Genomic DNA, 21,160 nt, shown 5'->3' on the forward strand with positions numbered 1-21,160 from the left:
GAATCGGAGTCTATACCCTAGGGGGGTACCTGATGGTGTGAGGGTCGCCACGCGCCCCGGCGATGGCGGTCACCGCTCCTCGACGAGCACGCCGGTCGCGTACCTGCCCGCTGACGACCCGTGCCGCGGCCAGCAGGTCGTCAGCGTGATGCGCAGCTCGGCCGGCTCGGTGTCGTCAGGCTCGCCCGGCAAGGGGTCGACGACCCAGGTGTCGGAGATCGCGATCTTGTTGCCGTCGGCGTGCCGTCCGGCGCGTCGTCCAGCTCGTCGACGTAGACGGCGTCGGCGCTGCCGCTGTGGTGGCCCGGGCCGTTCTTCAGGTCGGAGTCCTCGACCTACCATGCCCCACTCCCAGCCGGCGCCGAATGCCGTGAAGGCGACCGGAGTGCCGGTCTCCGCGATCTGCCAGCGGGCGCTCGAGCAGTCCGTGCGCCGGATGAACGCGATCCGGGCCGCCACGCTGGGCGACATGGCGAGCGGCGACCCCGCGGTCCAGTTCGCGCAGTTCACCGACCGCCCACCTCGGCCGCGCCCTGGCCGCCGAGGCGCTCACCGGCTACGGCCACGTCCGCGCCCAGACCGCTACCAAGCCCGCCGACGCCGCCGGCGACGTTCCAGGTGGCGCCCTGCTAGAACATCCGGATGGAGGCGATGCGAGCGCGCGACGGTGTGGTCTTCAGGGTCCTCGGGCCGCTGTCGATCGCGCCGGGACCGGTGACCTCCGCGAAGCGGCGGCTGCTCCTGGCGACGCTGCTGTGTCACCGCAACACCCGGGTGTCCGTCGATCGCCTCATCGAGGAGCTCTGGGGCGCCGAACCGCCTGCGTCGGCCAGGGCGAACCTGCAGGGCTACGTGCACTACCTGCGGCGGCTCCTCGGCGCGGAGCTGATCCTGCATCGTCATGACGGGTACCAGCTCGTCGTCGAGGGCGCGGCGTCGGACGACCAGCTCTTCGAGGAGGCGGCCGGCCGCGGCGAGTCGGCGCTGGCCGACGGCGACGCCGAGGCGGCGCTGGGGCTGTTCAGCGACGCGCTGGCCTACTGGCGGGGGCCCGATGCCTACGCCGACGTCGCCGACACCGCGACGATCCGGACCGAGGCGGACCGGCTGGGCGAGCGCCGTCAGGCCGTCGTCGAGCACCGCATCGACACCCTGCTGCGGCTCGGCCGCCCGGCCGAGGCGGCGGCCGACGCGCGCGCGGTGATCGCCCGCGATCCGCTGCGGCAGCGGCCCTGGGCGCAGCTGATGCTCGCCCTGCATCACAGCGGCCGGACGGCCGAAGCCCTGGAGACCTACGGGCGGGCCCGGTCGGTCCTGATCGCCGAGGCCGGCCTCGAGCCCGGGCCGGAGCTGCGCGACCTCCAGGCCGCGATCCTCGGCGGCGACCCCGTCGAGGTGACGGGCGGGGACGGCCGCGTGCCCGTGCCGGAGGAACTGCCGCCATTGGACCCCGCCTTCACCGCCCGGGTCCAGGAGCTCGATCAGCTGAGCATGTGGCTACGGCCGGCCGGCGGGGCACGGGTGATCGCGATCAGCGGCCCGGGCGGCATCGGGAAGTCCGCGCTCGCCGTCCGCGCCGCCTACGCCTGCTCGGGCGACTTCCCGGACGGGCGGCTCTATCTCGACCTGCACGGCGCGACGCCCGGGGCGGTTCCGGTGCCGCCCGACGACGCGGTCATCCGGCTGCTCCGCGGCCTGGGGGTGCGGGAACGCGAGATCCCGGACGACCTCGGACGGTCCGCCGCGTTGCTCCGGACGATGCTGGCCGGACGCCGGGCGTTGATCCTCCTCGACAACGCGGCCGCGGCCGACCAGGTCCGCCCGTTGCTGCCCGGCAGCGCGTCGCCCGCCGCCGTGATCATCACCAGCCGCAGGCCGCTCGCCGTGCTGCACGCGCGGCAGCTGCCGCTCGGCACGCTGTCTCCGGCCGAGTCGCTGACGGTGCTGTCCGAGCTGGCCGGGGCCGGCCGGATCGGCGCCGACGCCGCGGCCGGCGCGGCCATCGCCGCGGCCTGCGGGGGATTGCCGCTGGCGCTGCGCATCGCCGGCGCGCGGCTGGTCTCCCGGGCCGACTGGTCCCTGACGGATCTCCGCAGCCGCCTCGCCGACCAGCACCGCCGGCTGGACGAGTTGCAGCACGACGATCTCGCCGTCCGGAGCAGCTGCCTGGTGTCCGTGCAGTCGCTGCCGCCGGAGCCGGCCCGGGTCTTCGCCCTCCTCGGGCTGGTCGAGGCGGACGTCACCGTCGCCATGGCCGCGGCGCTGTCCGGGCTGCCGGCCGAGGATGCCCGCGCGGCGCTCGACCACCTGGTCGACGTCCAGCTGGTCCGGGCCGGCGGCGACGGGCGCTGTTCGGTGCACGACCTCGTCCGGCTCGTCGCCGCCGAACAGGCCGGACAGCTGCTCGAGCCCGAGGACACCGCCGCGGCGCTACGCCGGCTGCTGCACCACTACCTCGGGACGGCGCGCCGGGCCGCCCGTCTGGTCGGGGCGTGGCCGGAGTCGCGCTACACCGCGGGGGTCGCGGAGACCGCGTCCTGGCCGCCGGCCGAGCTGGACACCCCCGAGGCGGCCGCCGCCTGGGTGCGGGGGGAGTCGCGCGGCATCCTGGCCGCCGCCCGGCGCGGGCTCGGCCTCGACGACGGCCCGGCGCTGGTCGCGGGCCTGTCGGTCGCGCTGGCCCACCCGCTCGGCGGGGCCGGCCGCATCCGCGACAGCATCGAGCTCGGCCGCCTGGTGCTGGACGGCGCGGACGGGCGTCTGGCTGCGGTCCTGGCGGCGCAGGTGCGGCACGACGTCAACGAGGGCCTCGGGGTGCTCGGCGACAGCGAGATCGTGTCGGAGCGGCTGCGCGCCTGGCAGGCGGCCCGGGAGTTGTCCGACCCGGAGGAAGAGGGGCGCGCGCTGCTGGCCGTCGCCGGAGCGATGGGGCGGCACGGCCGGGCGGCCGACGCGGTCGACTACGCACGGCAGGCGGTCGATCGGCTGACGGCCACCGGCGACCCCGATCTGCCGGCACTCGCCTGGAGCGTCCTCGGTGGTTGTCTCCGGCTGGACCGACGGTTCCAGGAGGCCGAGGCGGCGCTGGAGCGTGCGTTGTCGCTGCGGCCGGGGCGCCGCGTCCACGCGATCGCCCTCGGCCGGCTCGCCGAGGTGCTGCGCGATGCCGGCCGGCCACAGGACGCCCTCGACCTCATCGAGCAGGCCATCGTGCTGTTCCGCGCCGACGAGCAGCGCTCCGACGAGGCACTGGCCGGCTGGGTCGCCGGCGACCTGCTGCAGCGGCTGGGGCGTCCGGACGACGCCCGGGCGCGGTGGTCCGGTTCGGCCGAGGTGCTCGTCGGCATCGGGCTGCTGGATCGCGCGGAGGCGACCGAGCTGATGCGCCAGCTGAGGCCGGAGATGCCGCGGGTGCTGCGGCAGCTCCGGCCCCGCGAGGTGGGTCAGTGAGCCGTCAGGGCGTCGTCCACCAGCTGGTCGCGTAGGACGAGCTGCAGGTCTGCGTGGGGTCCTTCGCGACGCAGGCCCGCATGTAACTGCCCGCGTAGATGCCCCAGTGGGCGACCTTCATCGTCCACGCCGATTCGGAGATCTTCTCGTAGAACCGGCGGTTGGCGACCCGGTCGCCCTCGTAGTCGATCTCGAGGACGATGTACATGCTGCCGGGTCCGTCGGTCACGGCGGCCCAGGTCGAGGCCCAGCGGGTGGTGCAGCCCGGCATGGTCACGTAACCGTGCCGCAGCATGATGCGGCCGCGGCTGGTGTACACGTTGTAGCCGGTCTTCTTGTTGGTCGCCGGCTTGTGGGTGATGTACGGCATGTGGCACCAGTAGTCGCCGGCGGTCACCGCCGACCTGACCGGCGCGGCGTCCGGTACGGCCGCGGCCGTACCGATCAGCCCGCTGACGAGAAAGAGACCGGCGACGAGGCCGGCCGCCAGCCGGGGGATCGCGCCTGGCGTCCGATGCTTCATTCTGAATCTCATGGACCGGGACCGTAGAGGCGACGACTTCAGCGCCACTTCATTCGGCTGAAGCCACAGGTCAGAAGGGGTAGCCCGGGCGGGACTCGAACCCGCAAACAACGCATTTTGAGTGCGCCGGCTTTGCCAATTTGCCTACCGGGCCGCGCTCCGGCGGCGACAGGGGCCCAGCCTACCCTTATCCGTAACATGCGCCGAGTAGGCTTCCCGGGTGACCGAAACGCCTACGCCAGCCGCGCCCGCCCGACGTGTTCTCGTCGCCGAGGACGAGTCGCTCATCCGCCTCGACCTCATCGAGATGCTGGGTGAAGAAGGCTACGAGGTGGTGGGAGAGGCCGCCGACGGCGCCAGCGCCGTGCGGCTGGCCGAGGAGCACCGCCCCGACCTCGTCGTCATGGACGTGAAGATGCCGGTGCTCGACGGCATCTCGGCCGCGGCCCGCATCGTCGAGCAGCGCATCGCCCCCGTGCTCATCCTCACCGCGTTCTCCCAGCGCGATCTCGTCGAACGTGCCCGCGAGGCCGGCGCCATGGCGTATCTCGTCAAGCCGTTCAGCAAGGCCGACCTCGTGCCGGCCATCGAGATGGCGCTGTCGCGGCACGAAGAGATCACCCTGCTCGAGAACGAGGTCGCCGACCTCAACGACCGCCTCGAGACGCGCAAGCTGGTCGACCGCGCGAAGGGCGTCCTGCAGACGAGGTACGGGCTGAGCGAGCCCGACGCGTTCCGCTGGATCCAGAAGGCGGCCATGGACAAGCGCACGTCCATGCGCGAGGTGGCGAAGGTCGTCCTGTCCGAGTCCGAGGGCGAGTCGAAGAGCTGACATGTCGTTGCGTCGTAGCGCGGGGTGGGCCGCGCTGACGGCGGCTGCCGCGCTGCTCTCGTCCTGCGGCATGCTGGGAGCGCTGGGCGACGACGACGCCGGCGCGCAGACGGCGACCGTCGGCGTGCTGGTGCCGGAGACCGGCTGGCAGCAGGCCGACGGCGAGGCGGTGCTGGCGGCGGTCCGCGCTGCCGTCGAGGAGACCGCGGGCGATATCGGCGGCTGGACGGTCGAGGTCGTCGCCGTCGACGAGGGCGAGAAGGGCGAGGCCGCGGCCGACGCCGTCACCGAACTGGTGGACGGTGACGCGGTCGCGGTGGTCGGCGGACTGAACACGGCGGCGGTGCGGGCTGCGCAGCCGATCCTCGACGGCGACGACGTGCTGTTCGTGTCGCCCGCGGACGTCGTGCCGGCGCACACCCTGGGCGCCGATCCGAGTGCGCCGCTGCGCCCGTACCGCTCCTACTTCCGGACCGCCGTGGGCGCGGAGGCGCCGGCCGCGGCGCTGGCCCGGTACGCCGTCAGCGGGCTGGGCGCGCAGAACGTCGCCGTCGTCGACGGGGGAGACGCGGCCGAGGCGCAGGCGTTCGCCGCGGCCGTCGACGAGCTCGGCGGCAAGGTCGTGGCCAGCGGCGCGGACGTCGCCGCCGTCGTCGCCAAGGCGAAGGCCGACGGCGCGACCGCGGTGTTCGTGGCCGGCGACCGCGAGGTCGCGGTGCAGACGGACCGTCAGGTCCGCGCGTCCGGGCTGGAGGCGACGCTGCTCGGCGCCACGGCGTTCGGCGGCGACTTCGCCGACGACGCGGCCGACGGCGCCGTCCGGGCCCAGCCGGCGGAGCTGGACGCGACGGCCGGGGTGCGGTCGGGCCGGCTGGCCGAGGATCTCGGCGTGCCGCTGGGGGAGTTCGGCGCGGCCGCCTACGACGCCGGGACGGCGGTCGGCACGGTCCTCGCGCGCTGCCTGCCGCCCGCCAGCTCGGCGTCGTCGGCCCGCCGCGGCTGCCTCGGCGAGATGCGCCAGCTGGACTTCGCAGGGGCCACCGGAGAGGTCTCGTTCGACGAGTACGGCGACCGCTCCGGAGGCGGCGTGCGGTTCAGCGTCCTGCGGGAAGAAGCCTGGGAAGTCGTGGGTGTTGACGGATGATGTCCAAGGTCACAGTGTTCTAACAAGATGATCCTGGTTGGCCACCACTACTACGCATGCGCCTCCGCACGGCATAGGTTTCGGAAATCATCGCAGACCCAACCGGCGGCTGGTGACGGCGGCCGGCTCGGCGAAGGAGACATCTCATGACCCGCACATCGCGACTGTGGCGGTCTCTTGCCGTCGCCGGAGCGGCCTCGCTCGTGCTGGCTGCTTGTGGTGGCGACGACGACGGCGGTTCGGACGACGAGTCGCCCGGCGCCGGCGGCGACGGCGGCACCGCGACCAGCGACGAGCCCCTGACGCTCGGCACGCTGCTCCCCGAGACCGGCAACCTCGCCTTCCTCGGCCCGCCCGAGTTCGCCGGCGTCGACCTCGCGATCAAGGAGATCAACGAGGCCGGCGGCGTGCTCGGCCACGACGTCGAGGTCACGCACACCGACTCCAGCGACGCCAGCAACTCGGCCGTCACCCAGCAGTCCACGGAGACACTGCTCTCGGCGGGGGTCGCGGCCATCATCGGCGCCGCGTCGTCGGGTGTGTCGTTCACGGTGCTCGACCGCATCGTGCAGGACGAGACCATCATGTTCTCGCCGGCCAACACCTCGCCCGACTTCACCACGTATGAGGACGACGGCCTGTACTTCCGCACCGCGCCGTCCGACGTGCTGCAGGGCCAGGTGCTCGGCGACACCATCCTCAACGACGGCCACGCCAACGTCGCGATCATGAACCTCGACGACGCGTACGGCAACGGCCTCGCGCAGTACCTCACCGAGACCCTCGAGAGCGGTGGCGGCACGGTCGTCGACCAGATCGTCTACGACCCGCAGGCGTCGAACTACACGTCCGAGGTCACGCAGCTCGCGGCGGCGGCGCCCGACGCCATCGCGCTGATCGGCTTCGAGGAGACCGTCACGATCATCCCCGAGCTGGTCACGCAGGGCGTCGGCCCGCAGGAGATCCCGCTGTACTTCGTCGACGGCAACATCTCGAACTGGGGCGACCAGCTGCCGGCGGGGCTGCTCGAAGGCAACAAGGGCACCCAGCCGGGCGCGGAGATCGGTGACGAGTTCCGGAACCGGCTGCTCGAGGTCGACCCCGAGCTGGTCGATTTCAACTACGGCCCCGAGTCGTACGACGCGGCCATGTTGCTGGCGCTGGCCTCGGTCCAGGCCGGTTCGGTCGAGAGCCGCGACATCGCCGACAACCTCGTCGAGGTCTCGCGCGGTGGCACCAAGTGCACCGCATTCCAGGAGTGCGCCGACCTGCTCGCCGACGGCGAGGACATCGACTACGACGGTGTCTCCGGCCCGATCGAGTTCACCGACGCCGGCGATCCCGAGACGGCGACCATCGGCGTGTACCAGTACGACGCCACGAACAACACGGCGCCCATCGACTTCGTCGAGCGGACGATGTCGCAGTGACCTGACGTCAGCACCGCGAAGGCCCCGCCGGGCGTGCCCGGCGGGGCCTTTTCGCGTGCCCACGCCGGACCGTGATACGACCGTTGACATTTTATACAGTGCTCTTGTACCTTCCGGTTCAAGGCGCCGAAATCAGCTCCAGCCGACCAATTCGACATCCGTCATGCCTCGACGCGACCACTCTGGTCGCGTCCTGGCAAGCGGTCCCGGCGACGGCGCCACGCCGCTCATCCCCGCAGCTCAGCCGCCTGCCCGGCCCTTCGCGGGCCGCAGTGAGGAGCGATTGCGATGTGCGACACCGACCACAACGAACCCGTCAGCAGCCCGCAATTCAGCAGACGCCACGCGATCGGCATGGGCGCCGCCGCGGCGGCCGCCGCGACCGTCGTCCCAGGGCTCACCGGGCGGCAGGCCGCGTACGCCGCCGCGGAGGTCAGCCCGGACAACTACGAGGCGCCCACCGGCCTCGCGCTGGACAGCAACGCCAAGGACACCGCGCTCGGCGTCATCGACCGGACCGCCGACGCGATCACCGGCCTCAACGACACCATCTGGGAGTATGCCGAGCCGTCGCTGGCCGAATGGAACTCGGCGCTCGCGGAGGCGGACTTCCTGCGCCGGGCCGGTTTCCGCATCCAGTGGGCGGTCGGCGGCCTGCCGTCGACGTTCGTCGCGACGTTCAGCAACGGCACCGGCAGCCCCGTCATCGGGTTCAGCGGCGAGTACGACGCGCTGCCCGGCGTCTCGCAGAAGAAGGGGTCCACCGAGCACGACCCGCTGGTGTACCACGACGACCCCTACTCGCCGAACTACGGGTACGGGCACGGCTGCGGCCACTCGGCGCTGGGCGCGGCGGCGGCCGGAGCGGCCGTGGCGGTGGCGAACGCCCTGCGCAGGCACCGGCTCGACGGCACCGTCAAGTTCTTCGGGTCGACGGCCGAGGAGCAGTTGGTCGGCAAGTCCTACGACGTCATGAAGGGCGTCTACGACGGCTGCGACGTGTTCGTCGACTGGCATCCCGGCCGCAACACCAGCACCGGGTTCGGCTCGAACAACGCGCTCAAGGCCATCGCGTTCAACTTCAGCGGCACGCACGGCCATGGCGGCAGCCCGCTGGGCAACAAGAACGCGCAGAACGCCGTCCGGGCCCTGACAATGCTCACCGACATGATCCGCGAGCACCACGTGGCGCCGTCGGGCCGCATCCACCACGCGATCCGGCACTCCGCCGAGGCGCCCAACGTGCACGCCGCGCTGGCCGGCGCCTGGTACTTCGTCCGCGAGGCGACGCCCGAGCGGGTGGCGATCCTGGCGCAGAAGGTCAGCGACTGTGCCCAGGCGGCGGGCCTGGCCATGCAGATGGACGTGCACGAGCGCGTCGTCGCGAACATCTGGAACAAGCTCCCGAACAAGCGCGGCGCCGAGCTCGTCCACGACAACATGGTGCAGATCGGCGCGCCGGAGTTCACCGAGGAGGACCAGGCGTACGGGAAGGGGCTGCAGGCCGCGGCCGGCATCGCCCAGAACGGCTACAGCACCGGCGTCGCCGACCTGCGCCCGCCCGAGTCGACGTTCCTCGGCGGCGGCTCCACCGACGTCTCCGACATCAGCTGGATCATCCCGACGCTGAGCCTCGGCACCCCGGTCAGCCCGTCCGGGACGGCCAACCACAGCTGGCTGACCACCGGGTCGACGGTGTCGCACGCGGGCCACACGGCCCTCATCGCCGCCGCCCGCTACCTGGCCGCCATCGCCGTCGACCTGTTCACGCAGCCGGCGCTGGTGGCCGAGATCAAGGCCGAGCACGCCGCCCGCACCGCGAACGTCGAGTGGGCCAGCCTCCTCCCGGCCGACTTCCAGCCGCCGGCCATCGCGCCGCCGGACTGGTTCCTCAAGCGGACCGGGCAGAAGTGGCCCAACGGGCAGGTCGCCTGGCCGCCCGAGCGGATCGTCGGGCACACCAAGTGGGACAGCCTCGGCCCGCCCGTACCGCCGGGCAACGTCCAGCCCTACGAATGAGACGTGGGCGGGGGTTCGCGCACCGGCGAGCCCCCGCCCGCCACGTCGCCCGCGTTCACGCCTGGTTCACGGCGCCCGCCCGTAGGGTGGGTGCCCTCCCGGCCGGGAGGGGGCCGTACCCCGCGCTGACGACAGGGGCAGGGCGGGCGCCGCACCTCGAGCTGACGACGACAGCGGCCGGGCGGGCGCCGCACCCGGCGCTTGGCGTGCGAAGCGACGTCGGTGGCCCGCGTTCACGCCTGGTTCACGCGGCCCGCCCGTAGGGTGGGTGCCCTCCCGGCCGGGAGGGGGCCGTACCCCGCGCTGACGACAGCCGCCGGGCGGGCACCGCACTCGGCGCTGACGACGGCTGCCGGCGCGCCGGGTTCGAGCTGGCGCCAGACGTGCCGAGGCCGCCGGCCCGACAAGGCGGGACCGGCGGCCGAAACGACCGTCAGGCGCGGGCCAGCGACCCGAGGTAGAGCTCGATCACCTTGGGGTCGTTGATCAGCTCGCGCCCGGTGCCGGTGTAGGCGTTGCGGCCCTGGTCGAGCACGTAGCCGCGGTGGCAGATCTGCAGGCAGCGCCGGGCGTTCTGCTCGACGATGACGACGGAGACGCCGGCCTTGTTGATCTCGCGGGTGCGGATGAACACCTCGTCCTGGAGGACGGGGGAGAGGCCGGCGGAGGGCTCGTCGAGCAGGATGACGCTGGGGTCGGCCATGAGGGCGCGGCCCATCGCCACCATCTGCCGCTCGCCGCCGGACAGCGAGCCGGCCCGCTGCTTGCGGCGGTCGCCGAGGGCGGGGAAGAGGTCGGTGACGAACGCGAACCGGTCGGCGAACGTCTTCGGCGCCTGGTAGACGCCCATCTCGAGATTCTCCTCGACGGTGAGGCCGGGGAAGACGTTGTTCGTCTGCGGGACGAAGCTGACGCCGCGCGACACCAGCTGGTTGGCCTGCAGGTTGGTGATGTCCTCGCCCTTGAGCTGCACCTCGCCCGAACGCACCCGCACCAGCCCGAACAGCGCCTTGAGCAGCGTCGACTTGCCGGCGCCGTTGGGGCCGATGATGCCGACGATCTCCCCCTGCTGGCAGTAGAGGTCGCAGCCGGTGAGGATGTTGACGCCCTCGACGTACCCGGCGACGACCTCGTCGGCGCGCAGCACGGCGCCCTCGGCGCCGGCCAGGCGGGCCGAGCGGTCGGCGACGGTGCTGCTCTCGCGCTGGCTCATCGTCCGTCCTTCGTCTCGGCGGCGCCTTCGGGCACCACGGTCTCGGCCGCCGGTTCCTGACCGAGCTCGACGGCCACCTGCTCGGCCAGCGCGCCGGTCTCGAGCTGCTCCTCCAGCTCGGCCAGCGACTGGTCGTGGTGGGCGCCGAGGTAGGCGTCGATGACCTTGTGGTCGGACATGACGGCGTCGGGCGGGCCCTCGGCGAGGATCTTGCCCTGGCCCATGACGACCACCCAGTCGGCGATGTCGCGGACCATGTCCATGTCGTGCTCGACGAACAGGACGGTCATGCCCTGCTCGCGCAGGTTGGAGACGTGTTCGAGCAGCGACTGGGTGAGCGCCGGGTTGACGCCCGCCATCGGCTCGTCGAGCATGACGAGCTCCGGCCCGACCATGAGCGCGCGGGCCATCTCGAGCAGCTTGCGCTGGCCGCCGGAGAGCGAGCCGGCGAAGTCGTCGCGCTTGGTGTCGAGCTTGAACCGGGCCAGCAGGTCGTCGGCGCGGCCGGTGATCTCCTGCTCCTGGGAGCGCCAGGTGAACGGCAGCAGCGCCCGCCAGAACGTCTCGCCGCGCTGCCCGGTGGCGCCCAACCGCATGTTCTCGATGACCGTCAGCTTCGACAGCGCCTTGGTCAGCTGGAACGTGCGCACCATGCCGGCGCGCGCCACCTTGAACGGCGGCGTGCCGTGCAGCGACCGGCCGTTGAACGACCACGTGCCGGCGTTGGGGCGGTCGAACCCGGTGAGCAGGTTGAAGAACGTCGTCTTGCCGGCGCCGTTGGGCCCGATCAGGGCGGTGATGGAGCCGCGCTGCACCTCGACGTGGTCGACGTCGACGGCGAGCAGGCCGCCGAAGTGCCGCTTGACGCCGTCGGCGATGAGGATCGGGTCGGGCTTCTTGGCACCGGGCTCGCGGGCCACGTCGGCGAGGGCGGCGACCGCCGCCTCGCGCTTGGCCGTCAGGGACGTCGGGGTCCTCTGGTCATCGTCAGCGGGCATCGAGCGCGATCTCCCTCCGGTCGCCGAGAATGCCTTGCGGGCGGAACACCAGCAGGAGCACCAGGACGACGCCGGTCAACATGAATCGTACGGCTCCGGTGTCGTTGGAATCCATCAGCCAGTCAGGGATGTACCCCTCCTGGATGGCTCCGCGCAGGGCGAGGTCGATGAACTGGAACGCGAACCAGACGATCGCGGCGCCCAGCACCGGGCCGAACACCGTCGCCGCGCCGCCCAGGATGAGGATGGCGTAGGCGAAGAAGGTGAAGTTGGTGGCGTACACGTCGGGCTGCATCGCACCCTGGAACAGCGAGTACACGACGCCGGCCAGCGACCCCATGACACCGCCGATGACCAGCGACTGCATCTTGTAGGCGTAGACGTTCTTGCCGAGGCTGCGCACGGCGTCCTCGTCCTCGCGGATGCCCTTGAGCACGCGGCCCCACGGGCTGCGCATGAGCAGCCAGACGGCCAGCGTGCAGATGGCCACCAGGATCCAGCCGACGGTGAGCACCCACAGCACCCGCTCGCGGAACTCGAACGGGCCGAACGACACCGGCTCGGTGAACGGGTTGAGGTCGTAGAACGTGTTGCTGAAGCCGGTGATGCCGTCGGAGCCGCCGAAGACGTCGCGGCCCGACGCCGAGCGTCCGACCAGGCGGACGATCTCGGAGGCGGCGATGGTGACGATGGCGAGGTAGTCGGCGCGCAACCGCAGTGTCGGGATGCCCAGCAGCAGCGCCAGGACGATCGCGCCGCCGATGGCGACCACCAGGCCGAGCCAGAACGACATCTCGTAGGTGGTGACGATGACGGCGATGCCGTAGCCGCCGACGGCGGCGAACGCGGCCTGGCCGAAGTTCAGCAGGCCGGTGTAGCCGAACTGCACGTTGATGCCGATGGCGGCGAGGGCGAACACGATCGCCTGGACGCCGATCAGCTCGCGCAGCGACAGCTCGAGGATGTTTCCCCAGTCCATGGTCGTTGCTCCTTCCGCCTCAGCCGACCCGCTCGCGGCGGCCGAGGATGCCCTGCGGCCGGACCAGGAGGATCAGGATGAGCACGACCAGCACACCGGCCGTCTTGAGTTCCGATGGGACCACGTACGCCGAGACCTCGATGAAGATGCCCACGATCAGCGCGCCGACCATGGCGCCCCAGGCGGTGCCGAGCCCACCGAGGATGGTCGCGGCGAACACCAGCAGCAGGATGCGCATGCCCATGAGGTAGTCGACGCCCTGGATCATGCCGAAGAAGACGCCGGACAGGCCGGCCAGCGCAGTGCCGACCGTCCACACCACGGTGATGACGCGGTCGACGTTGATGCCGGACGCGGCGGCCAGGGCCGGGTTGTCGGCGACCGCGCGGGTGGCCTTGCCCATGCGGGTGCGGGTCAACGCCAGCGCGACGGCGGCGAGCAGCACCACGCAGATGCCCATGATGATGAGGTCGCGTGGCGTGATGAAGACGGGCCCGATCTCGATGGGGCGCTGGTAGGTGTACTGGTCGTACGTCTCGCGGCCGCCGCCGATGATGAACTGCGTCAGGTAGCGCAGGATCAGCGACACGCCGATCGAGATGATCATCAGCGCGATCAACCCGGTGGGTTTCTTCCGCAGCGGTCTCCAGAACCCGCGGTCCTGGCCCCAGCCGAAGATCGCGCTGAGGAGGGTGGCCAGCAGCGCCGCCGCCAGCACGGGCACGCCGGCCTGGTTGAGCAGCAGCGCCGCGACGGCGCCGAAGACGATCAGCTCGCCGTGCGCGAAGTTGGTGAGGCCGGTGGTGCCGAAGACCAGCGACAGCCCCAACCCGGCGAGGCCGAGGATGAGACCGAAGCGCAGGCCGCTGACGAACAGCTGCAGCAGCTGGTTGTTGCCGGTGGTGGCGGTGACGTCCTCGCCGGCCTCGGACTCCGCGCTGCCGCCGCCGGGCGCCTCGTCCTCCTCGCCCGCGGGCGGCTCGGACTCCGATGGTGACGGCTGTTCGCCGCCGTCCTCGGGCGCGCCGACGCGGAACAGTACGACCTTGCGCTGCTGCGGGTTGACGGTGGTCTCGATGGTGTCGCGGGCGACGCCGGGCGCCGTCGACGGCAGTGTGGCCGCGTCGAGCGTCACCGAGTAGTCGCCGGGTCCGGGGACCGGGACCTCCCAGGTGCCGTCTGCGGCGGTCTGCGCGGTGCCGATCTCGTCGCCGTCGGCCGAGGCGACGGTGATGGTGACGCCGGCGACCGGCGCGTCCTGATACGTGAGCGTGCCGTGGATCGTCTCGCCGCTGCCCTGGGCCACCGCCGGGGTGGCGAGCAGGACGGCGGCCAGGACAGCGAGCAGCGCTCCCAGACATCTGGCCAGCTTCTGCACGTGTGGTGTACCTCCTGCTCCCAGGACCGGCCGCACGTGTGGCAGGCACACGTCAGATCGGTCGTCCGATCGTCAGACGTTCGTGCCGGAGCATAACTCGCTTCTGGGACGTCTCCGTGGCTGCGGGCGCCCCGAGTCCGGACCGATACCAGTTGGTGACGTTCGGGCATTCCTGCACGTCAGGTGCGAATGACAGCGACAATACTGACAAGTAGTGGTGCCACCAGTAGAGCGGGCAGCAGATCGCCTACGGGAAGCGGCTTCATCCGCAGCAGCCGCAGCGCGACGCCGACGAGCAGCAGACCGCCGGTCGCCGTGATCGCCGCGACGTACGCGTCGCCGAGCAGGCTCCCGGCGATGACGCCGACCAGCGTCAGCAGCCCCTGCACCACGGCGACGGCGATGGCCGACGCCATGACGCCCCACCCGAGCGAGGCCGCGAACGCGACCGCCGCGAACCCGTCCATCGTCGCCTTGAGCGCCAGCTGGTCGTAGCCCAGCCCCATGCCGTCGGAGAGCGAGCCGAGGATCGTCAGCGGGCCGACGCAGAACAGCAGCGACGTGCTGACGAAACCCTCGACGAAGCGCCGCCGGGCCTCGCCGTCGCCGTCACGCGACAGCCGCCGCTGCAGGCCGGACCCGACGTCCTCCAGCCGCGCCTCGATCCGCAGCAGCGAGCCGGCGATGCCGCCGATCAGCAGCGCGCCCAGCACGATCAGCACCGTCGCGGAGTCGCCCACCTCCGCGGCGAACCCCGCGTCCAGGACCGCGGCCGCGGAGACCGCCGCGATGAGCAGCGTGACCAGCCCCAGCGCGTCGGTGACGACATCGCGGGTGCGCTGCGGCAGCCGGTGGCCGACGAGCAGCCCGGCGGCGGAGCCGGCGACGACGGTGACGACGTTGAGGACGGTGCCGAACCCCGGGAACATCCGGCGTCAGTCGCCGGGTTCGATCGGGATCAGGAAGCAGGTGAGCCGCGCGGTGCAGACCCGCCGGCCGTCGTCGTCGCTGATGACGATCTCGAAGCTGGCCGAGCTGCGGCCCAGGTGCGCCGGCGTGGCCACCGCGGTGACGTGTCCGGACCGGACGCCGCGGTGGTGGGTGGCGTTGATGTCGACGCCGACGGCGTACCTGTCGGGCGCGCCGTGCAGGTTGGCCGCGACCGAGCCGACGCTCTCGGCCAGCACGCACGACGCGCCGCCGTGCAGCAGCCCGAACGGCTGGGTGTTGCCCTCGACCGGCATCCGCGCGACCACCCGCTCGGCGCTGGCCTCGACGTACTCGATGCCCATGCGGGTGTCGAGCGGGGCGTGCGGGACGCCGGGCTGGCGGGTGTACGCGTCGACGGAGTCACGGGCCGGTTCGGTCATGGCCGGACGATATCGCGGCCGGGAACGGGGTCGTCCGGGCAGACCCTGCGACAATGTCGGTACCGGCTACTAGGGTTGCCGCGTGGTCGCTGCATCCGATTCTCCCCGCCTCCTGCTCCTCGACGGTCACTCGCTGGCCTACCGGGCGTTCTACGCGCTCAAGGACGCCAACCTCGTCACGACGACGGGCCAGCACACCGAGGGCGTGTACGGCTTCACGTCCATGCTCATCAACGTGCTGCGCGACGAAGCGCCCACGCACGTCGCGGTGGCCTTCGACGTGTCCCGCAAGACGTTCCGCAGCGAGGCGTTCCCGGAGTACAAGGCCAACCGCAGCAAGTCGCCCGAGGAGTTCAGCGGCCAGCTCGACCTCGTCAAAGAGGTGCTCACGGCGCTGAACATCCCCTACGTCGAGAAGGACGGCTTCGAGGCCGACGACCTCATCGCCACGCTGGCCACCATGGCCGAGAAGGACGGCATCGACGTCTCCATCTGCACCGGCGACCGCGACGCCTTCCAGCTGGTCAGCGACCGCGTCACCGTGCTCTACCCGCGCCGCGGCGTGTCCGACCTCTCCCGCATGACGCCCGAGTCCGTGCAGGAGAAGTACGGCCTCACCCCGGCGCAGTACCCCGACTTCGCGGCGCTGCGCGGCGACCCGTCCGACAACCTGCCGAACATCCCGAGCGTGGGGGAGAAGACGGCGGTGAAGTGGGTGGTCGAGTTCGGCGACCTCGAGCAGCTCGTGGCCCGGGCCGACGAGGTCAAGGGCAAGGCCGGCGACGCGCTGCGCGCCCACCTCGGCCAGGTCATGACCAACCGCCAGCTCACCGAGCTGGTCCGCGACGTCCCGCTCGACGTCCGCATCGACGACCTCCTCCGGCAGACGTGGGACCGCGAGGCCGTCCACCAGCTCTTCGACACCCTGCAGTTCCGGGTGCTGCGCGATCGCCTGTACGAGTACCTCGAGCCCGACACCGCGCCCGAGGCCGAAGAGGGCTTCGACATCGACGCCGTGCACCTGCAGCCCGGCGAGGTGGCCGGCTGGCTGGCCGAGCACGTCGGCCAGAGCAGGGCCGGATTGTCGGTGCGTGGCCACTGGGCCCGCGGCACCGGCGAGATCACCGAGGTGGCGGTGGCCACGTCCGACGGCACCGGCGCGTGGTTCGAGCCGGCCGGGCTGACCCCCGACGACGACGCCGCGGTCGCCGCCTGGCTGGCCGACCCCGCCCGCGGCAAGGTCATGCACGACGCCAAGGGCCCCATGCACGCGTTGGCCGCCCGCGGCTGGCCGCTGCAGGGCCTGGCCGCCGACACCGAGCTCACGGCGTTCCTCGCGCTGCCCGGCCAGCGTTCCTACAACCTCGCCGACCTCGTGCTGCGCTTCCTCAGCCGCGAGCTGCGCGCCGAGGACTCCGGCGGCGCCGTCCAGCTGTCCCTCGACGGCGGCGACGAAGAGCAGCTGGGCGCCGACGAGACCGTCCGCGCCCGCGCCGTCCTCGACCTCGCCGAGGCGCTCGAGGCCGAGCTCGACAAGAAGGGCGGCCACACCCTGCTCGAGCAGGTCGAGCTGCCGCTGGTCGGTGTGCTGGCCGGCATGGAGCGGGCCGGCATCGCCGTCGACCTCGACCATCTGCACGCGCTCGAGTCCGAGTTCGCCGGCAACGTCACGAAGGCCGCCGACGACGCCTACGACGCCATCGGCCGCCGCGACGTCAACCTCGGCTCGCCGAAGCAGCTGCAGGCCATCCTCTTCGACGACCTCGGCATGCCGAAGACGAAGCGCACCAAGACGGGCTACACCACCGACGCCGACTCCCTGGCCGAGCTGTACGCGAAGACCGAGCACCCGTTCCTCGCGGCGCTGCTGCGGCACCGCGACGCGTCCAAGCTGCGGGTCACCGTCGAGGGGCTGCTCGCCTCGGTCTCCGACGACGGCCGCATCCACACCACGTTCGTGCAGACCATCGCGGCCACCGGGCGGCTGTCGTCCACCGACCCCAACCTGCAGAACATCCCCATCCGCACCGACGAGGGGCGGCGCATCCGCGAGGCGTTCGTCGTCGGTCCCGAGTGCGAGGCGCTGCTCAGCGCCGACTACAGCCAGATCGAGATGCGCATCATGGCGCACCTCTCCGACGACCAAGCGCTCATCGAGGCGTTCGCGTCGGGCATGGACTTCCACTCCGTCACCGCGTCGCGGGTGTTCGACGTGCCGGCCGAGGAGGTCAGCCCGGCGCAGCGGGCCAAGATCAAGGCGATGAACTACGGCCTGGCCTACGGGTTGTCGTCGTACGGGCTGTCGCGGCAGCTGAACATCCCGAACGCCGAGGCGCAGGGCCTCATGGACGAGTACTTCGAGACCTTCGGCGGGGTGCGCGACTACCTCAGCGAGGTGGTCGAGCGGGCCCGCATGGTCGGCTGGACCGAGACCATGCTCGGCCGCCGCCGCTACCTGCCCGACCTCACCAGCGAGAACCGGCAGCGCCGCGAGATGGCCGAGCGCATGGCGCTCAACGCTCCCATCCAGGGGTCGGCGGCAGACATCGTCAAGGTGGCCATGCTGAAGGTCGAGCAGGCGCTGGCCACCGAGAAGCTGGCGTCGCGCATGCTGCTGCAGGTGCACGACGAGCTCGTGCTCGAGGTGGCCGAGGGCGAGCGCACCCAGGTCGAGGAGCTGGTCCGGCGCGAGATGGGCGCGGCCTACCCGCTGCGGGTGCCGCTCGACGTCTCGGTCGGAATCGGGCGTACGTGGCACGAAGCGGGCCACTGAGTCCTCCGTGTAAACCACACGTTGGTCGGCTGTTTGCATTGTGGGGTAGACCGAACGGACGATCACATGCGAGGCTCGTGGGGACGTCGTGAGAACGGGAGTCCGCATTGCGACCTGTGTTCCGAGCCGCTGGGGCCGTCGTGGCGACCTCGGGGGTTCTCTGCCTAGGCGGAGCGGCAGGTCTCCCGGGACCGACCGCCCTGGTCTCCTCGTCCGACTATCCCGGCGACGACGGCTCCGAGGGGATATACCAGGGCCGCGGCGACGCCATCGTCTCCAGCGATCCGACTGACGGTCAGGCCTCGGTCACGGTGGTCGCCGACAACGCGGCGGCCGTCGCGGCCGGTTTCATCGTCGGCTCCACGCCGTCGCCCGGTGTCGTCACGCAGACGCTCGCCAGCGGCCTGGGCATCCCCGGCATCGTGCTCGAGGCGTACCAGAACGCCGCGGCGCAGATGACGCTCGAGAACCCCGGCTGCGGCATGCGCTGGGAGATCCTCGCCGGCATCGGCAAGATCGAGTCCGGGCACGCCAACGGCGGCCAGGTCGCGGCCAACGGCGACGTCGTGCCGCGCATCGTCGGCCCCGCCCTCAACGGCAACGGCTTCGCGTCCATCGGCGACAGCGACGGCGGCCGCTGGGACGGCGACACCGTCTGGGACCGCGCCGTCGGCCCCATGCAGTTCATCCCCGGCACCTGGAAGGCGTACGGCGCCGACGGCAACGGCGACAGCGTCGTCGACCCGCACAACGTCTTCGACGCCACCCTCGCCGCCGCGCAGTACCTGTGCGCCGCCGGTGGCAACCTCGCCGACGATGCGCAGCTGCGGGCGGCGCTGCTGCGCTACAACCCGTCCAGCGCGTACGTCGAGAACGTCATGTCGTGGATCCGGGCCTACGACAACGGCAACGGCTACGTCACCGACACCCCGGGCCCCGGCCCGGCCGGTCCGGCGCTGCCGCCGCCGTCGAACGACGCGCCGAACCCGTCCGGCTCGCCGAGCCCCACGCCCACCACGCCGCCCGACCCGCAGCCGACGACGCCGCCGAACACCCCGCCGCCCACGACGCCCCCGACGACGCCTCCCACCACTCCGCCGACCACGCCTCCCACCACTCCGCCGACGACGCCTCCTACGGAGATCCCGACGGAGACGCCGACGCAGACGCCCACGCGGCCTCCGACGCAGACGCCCACGCCCACGCCGACTCCGACGCCGACTCCGACCGAGACGCCCACGGAGACTCCGACCGAGACGCCGACGGATCCGCCCACGGATCCGCCGACCGAGACGCCCACTGAGACGCCGACCGAGCCTCCGGCCGAGGAGCCCGACGGCGAGTGCCCTGACGACGTCACGCTCGACCCCGCCACGGGCGAGCCGACCGACCCCGACTGCGAGACGCCGCCGACGGAGGACCCGTCGACGGAGCCGCCGGAGATGACCGGCTCGCCGTCGCCCACGGAGGAGTCGCCCGAGCCGACCGCGGCCGAGACACCGAACACCGCGACGCCCACGGCGCGCACGACCAGCCGGCGGCGCTGGCTCGGCCGGCTCGGCGCCCGCTGAGCCGTTCCGGTCGTCAGCCGGCCGGTGGCGTGGTGGCGGCGGCGCGTGCGGCGTCGCCGGTCGCCGGTGCGCCGCGGCGTTCGCGGGCGAGGCCCCACAGCACGATCAGCCCGGCCGCGACCAGCCCCGGCGCCAGTACGCCGGCCAGCGTCGTCGCCCACACCTCGACGGCGACGACGTAGCCGGCCAGCACCACCCACAGCACGCCGGTGGTCCAGCGGTCGCGCTGCGCCAGGTGCGCGTACACGAGCAGGTGCGCCAGCGCGTACAGCGCGCCGAGCCCGGCGAATCCGGGCACCCACGGCACGACGTCGTCGTAGGACGGACCCGCCATCAGGTCGACGGCTGGGCCGGCGAGCAGCCAGCACAGCAGCGTCAGCGCGGCGCCGCAGACCGCCACCGCCGCCACGCCGAGCGTGACCGCCGTCCGGCGCCGGGCCGGGTCGGAGAGGGCGGGGAAGGCCAGCATCGGCACGAACTGCGGCAGCCAGAAGGCGATCTTGGTGAAGATCGAGCCGGCCGCGTACAGGCCGCTGACCTCCGGCGACAGCACGTGCCGAGCCAGGATCACGTCGATGTTGGTGAGCACGACGAAGCCCAGCAGCATCGCGCCCGACGCCAGCGTCGCCCGGACGGCGAACCCGCCCCGCAGCGACGCCGGCCGCGCCACCAGCCACGCGACGACGCCCGCGGCGGCGAACCCGAGCGCGATGCCGATCAGCGCGCTCGTCGCCGTCGGTTCCAGCGCCATCCCGACCAGCCCGCCGCCGACCCGCAGCGTCGCCTGGACCGTCACCAGCGCGGCCAGCAGGCCGAACCGTTCGCGGCCCTGGATGATCCCCAGCGGCGGCGCGGTCGCGGTCAGCGCGGCGATGGCCACCGCCGCCGCCACCGCCGGCACCGGCGACGGCAGCTGCAGCGCCGACTCGGCGAGCGGGCTCAGCGCCGCCAGCCCGACCCCGATGGCGACCGCGAGGACCAGTCCGGACCGCACGGCCGGCGCCACCGGCCGCCCCGTCGCCGCCGCCCGCGCCGTCGTCGCCTGCACCGCCAGCGCCGCCACGTTGCCGACGATGATCAGCGCCAGCAGCGCGCTGAACGCGCCGAACTCGTGCGGCCCCAGCCGCCGCGCCCCGGCCACCGTGAGCGCGTACCCGAGCAGGTTGGCGGCGCTCGTGCCGAGGGCGAGCAGCCCCGCGGAGCCGCGCCCGGCACCGAGCAGGCGTCTCGCGAGCTGCAGCACGGGCCTATCGTGCCAGGCCGGTCGCCTCGGTGGGCCGGGCACTCGTGGGTTGGGTCTGCCGCGTTGTGCCTGCCCCCTGCTGCTCTCGATTGTCGGGGGCGCGGGCGGCCGCCTCAAGCGGACCTCGTTTGGCGCTTCGCGCGGCGGAGGACCGCTTGACCCGGCCGCCCGCGCCCCCGTGAAAGCAGCGTCAGGGGGCCGGCCGGAAATGGGCCCGGCTTCGCTATTCGCTCTTCT

At 72.4% G+C, this 21,160-nt stretch carries 16 protein-coding genes and 1 tRNA gene; 7 read left to right on the plus strand and 10 right to left on the minus strand.

The annotated features are described in order from the left end of the window. Positions 1–69 precede the first annotated feature (69 nt). Positions 70–510: a hypothetical protein gene (locus BLU82_RS34065; protein WP_157740752.1), complete on the minus strand. Its 441-nt coding sequence runs from the start codon at positions 508–510 to the stop codon at positions 70–72. 132 nt (positions 511–642) lie between these two features. Between BLU82_RS34065 and BLU82_RS09360 the strand changes: the two genes are divergently transcribed. Beyond that, complete coding sequence (locus tag BLU82_RS09360) at positions 643–3,450, plus strand: BTAD domain-containing putative transcriptional regulator (RefSeq protein ID WP_092618900.1); 2,808 nt, start codon at positions 643–645, stop codon at positions 3,448–3,450. A 4-nt stretch (positions 3,451–3,454) separates the two neighbouring features. On the opposite strand, the gene BLU82_RS09365 is transcribed toward BLU82_RS09360, so the two are convergent. After that, complete coding sequence (locus BLU82_RS09365; protein ID WP_157740754.1) at positions 3,455–3,985, minus strand: hypothetical protein; 531 nt, start codon at positions 3,983–3,985, stop codon at positions 3,455–3,457. A 68-nt stretch (positions 3,986–4,053) separates the two neighbouring features. Continuing rightward, positions 4,054–4,127 (minus strand) — tRNA-Leu (locus BLU82_RS09370). Between the two features lie 66 nt (positions 4,128–4,193). On the opposite strand from BLU82_RS09370, the gene BLU82_RS09375 reads away from it, so the two are divergent. From BLU82_RS09375 to BLU82_RS09390, 4 genes are all read left to right on the plus strand, one after another. Next, complete coding sequence (locus tag BLU82_RS09375; RefSeq protein WP_069114171.1) at positions 4,194–4,805, plus strand: ANTAR domain-containing response regulator; 612 nt, start codon at positions 4,194–4,196, stop codon at positions 4,803–4,805. 1 nt (position 4,806) lies between these two features. Continuing rightward, complete coding sequence (locus BLU82_RS09380; protein WP_092618906.1) at positions 4,807–5,949, plus strand: ABC transporter substrate-binding protein; 1,143 nt, start codon at positions 4,807–4,809, stop codon at positions 5,947–5,949. A gap of 146 nt (positions 5,950–6,095) precedes the next feature. Further along, positions 6,096–7,379 (plus strand): ABC transporter substrate-binding protein, encoded by a 1,284-nt coding sequence (locus tag BLU82_RS09385; protein WP_092618909.1) that lies wholly within the window; start codon positions 6,096–6,098, stop codon positions 7,377–7,379. Between the two features lie 288 nt (positions 7,380–7,667). Continuing rightward, complete coding sequence (locus BLU82_RS09390) at positions 7,668–9,398, plus strand: amidohydrolase (protein ID WP_092618912.1); 1,731 nt, start codon at positions 7,668–7,670, stop codon at positions 9,396–9,398. Between the two features lie 433 nt (positions 9,399–9,831). Here the strand turns inward: BLU82_RS09390 and BLU82_RS09395 are convergent, their stop codons facing one another. From BLU82_RS09395 to BLU82_RS09420, 6 genes are all read right to left on the minus strand, one after another. Beyond that, positions 9,832–10,611: an ABC transporter ATP-binding protein gene (locus tag BLU82_RS09395; protein WP_092618915.1), complete on the minus strand. Its 780-nt coding sequence runs from the start codon at positions 10,609–10,611 to the stop codon at positions 9,832–9,834. After that, positions 10,608–11,609 (minus strand): ABC transporter ATP-binding protein, encoded by a 1,002-nt coding sequence (locus BLU82_RS09400; RefSeq protein ID WP_092618918.1) that lies wholly within the window; start codon positions 11,607–11,609, stop codon positions 10,608–10,610. Before BLU82_RS09400 ends, BLU82_RS09395 begins: the two co-directional genes overlap by 4 nt. Then, entirely contained in the window at positions 11,599–12,588 is a 990-nt protein-coding gene (locus BLU82_RS09405; RefSeq protein ID WP_092618921.1) for a branched-chain amino acid ABC transporter permease, read from the minus strand. The genes BLU82_RS09400 and BLU82_RS09405 overlap by 11 nt, the downstream gene beginning before the upstream one ends. Positions 12,589–12,607: 19 nt before the next feature. Continuing rightward, a complete protein-coding gene (locus BLU82_RS09410; RefSeq protein ID WP_197682835.1) occupies positions 12,608–13,966 on the minus strand; it encodes a branched-chain amino acid ABC transporter permease in 1,359 nt (452 codons plus the stop codon). 179 nt (positions 13,967–14,145) lie between these two features. Next, on the minus strand, positions 14,146–14,895 hold the full coding sequence (locus tag BLU82_RS09415) for a DUF554 domain-containing protein (RefSeq protein ID WP_092618924.1): 750 nt from the start codon (positions 14,893–14,895) through the stop codon (positions 14,146–14,148). 6 nt (positions 14,896–14,901) lie between these two features. Continuing rightward, positions 14,902–15,336 (minus strand): PaaI family thioesterase, encoded by a 435-nt coding sequence (locus BLU82_RS09420; RefSeq protein WP_092618927.1) that lies wholly within the window; start codon positions 15,334–15,336, stop codon positions 14,902–14,904. 82 nt (positions 15,337–15,418) lie between these two features. Between BLU82_RS09420 and polA the strand changes: the two genes are divergently transcribed. Both polA and BLU82_RS09430 read left to right on the plus strand, forming a co-directional pair. Beyond that, positions 15,419–18,109 carry a DNA polymerase I gene (polA, locus tag BLU82_RS09425; RefSeq protein WP_092618930.1) on the plus strand — a complete coding sequence of 897 codons (2,691 nt, stop codon included), beginning with the start codon at positions 15,419–15,421 and terminating at the stop codon, positions 18,107–18,109. Positions 18,110–18,420: 311 nt separating this feature from the next. Continuing rightward, the gene (locus BLU82_RS09430) at positions 18,421–19,680 is read left to right on the plus strand and encodes a lytic transglycosylase domain-containing protein (RefSeq protein WP_092618934.1); all 1,260 of its coding nucleotides are present in this window, start codon (positions 18,421–18,423) and stop codon (positions 19,678–19,680) included. A gap of 13 nt (positions 19,681–19,693) precedes the next feature. On the opposite strand, the gene BLU82_RS35065 is transcribed toward BLU82_RS09430, so the two are convergent. Next, entirely contained in the window at positions 19,694–20,923 is a 1,230-nt protein-coding gene (locus BLU82_RS35065; RefSeq protein WP_092618937.1) for a lipopolysaccharide biosynthesis protein, read from the minus strand. Between the last annotated feature and the right edge of the window lie 237 nt (positions 20,924–21,160).

The sequence above is a fragment of the Jiangella sp. DSM 45060 genome (assembly GCF_900105175.1).
Lineage (GTDB): Bacteria > Actinomycetota > Actinomycetes > Jiangellales > Jiangellaceae > Jiangella.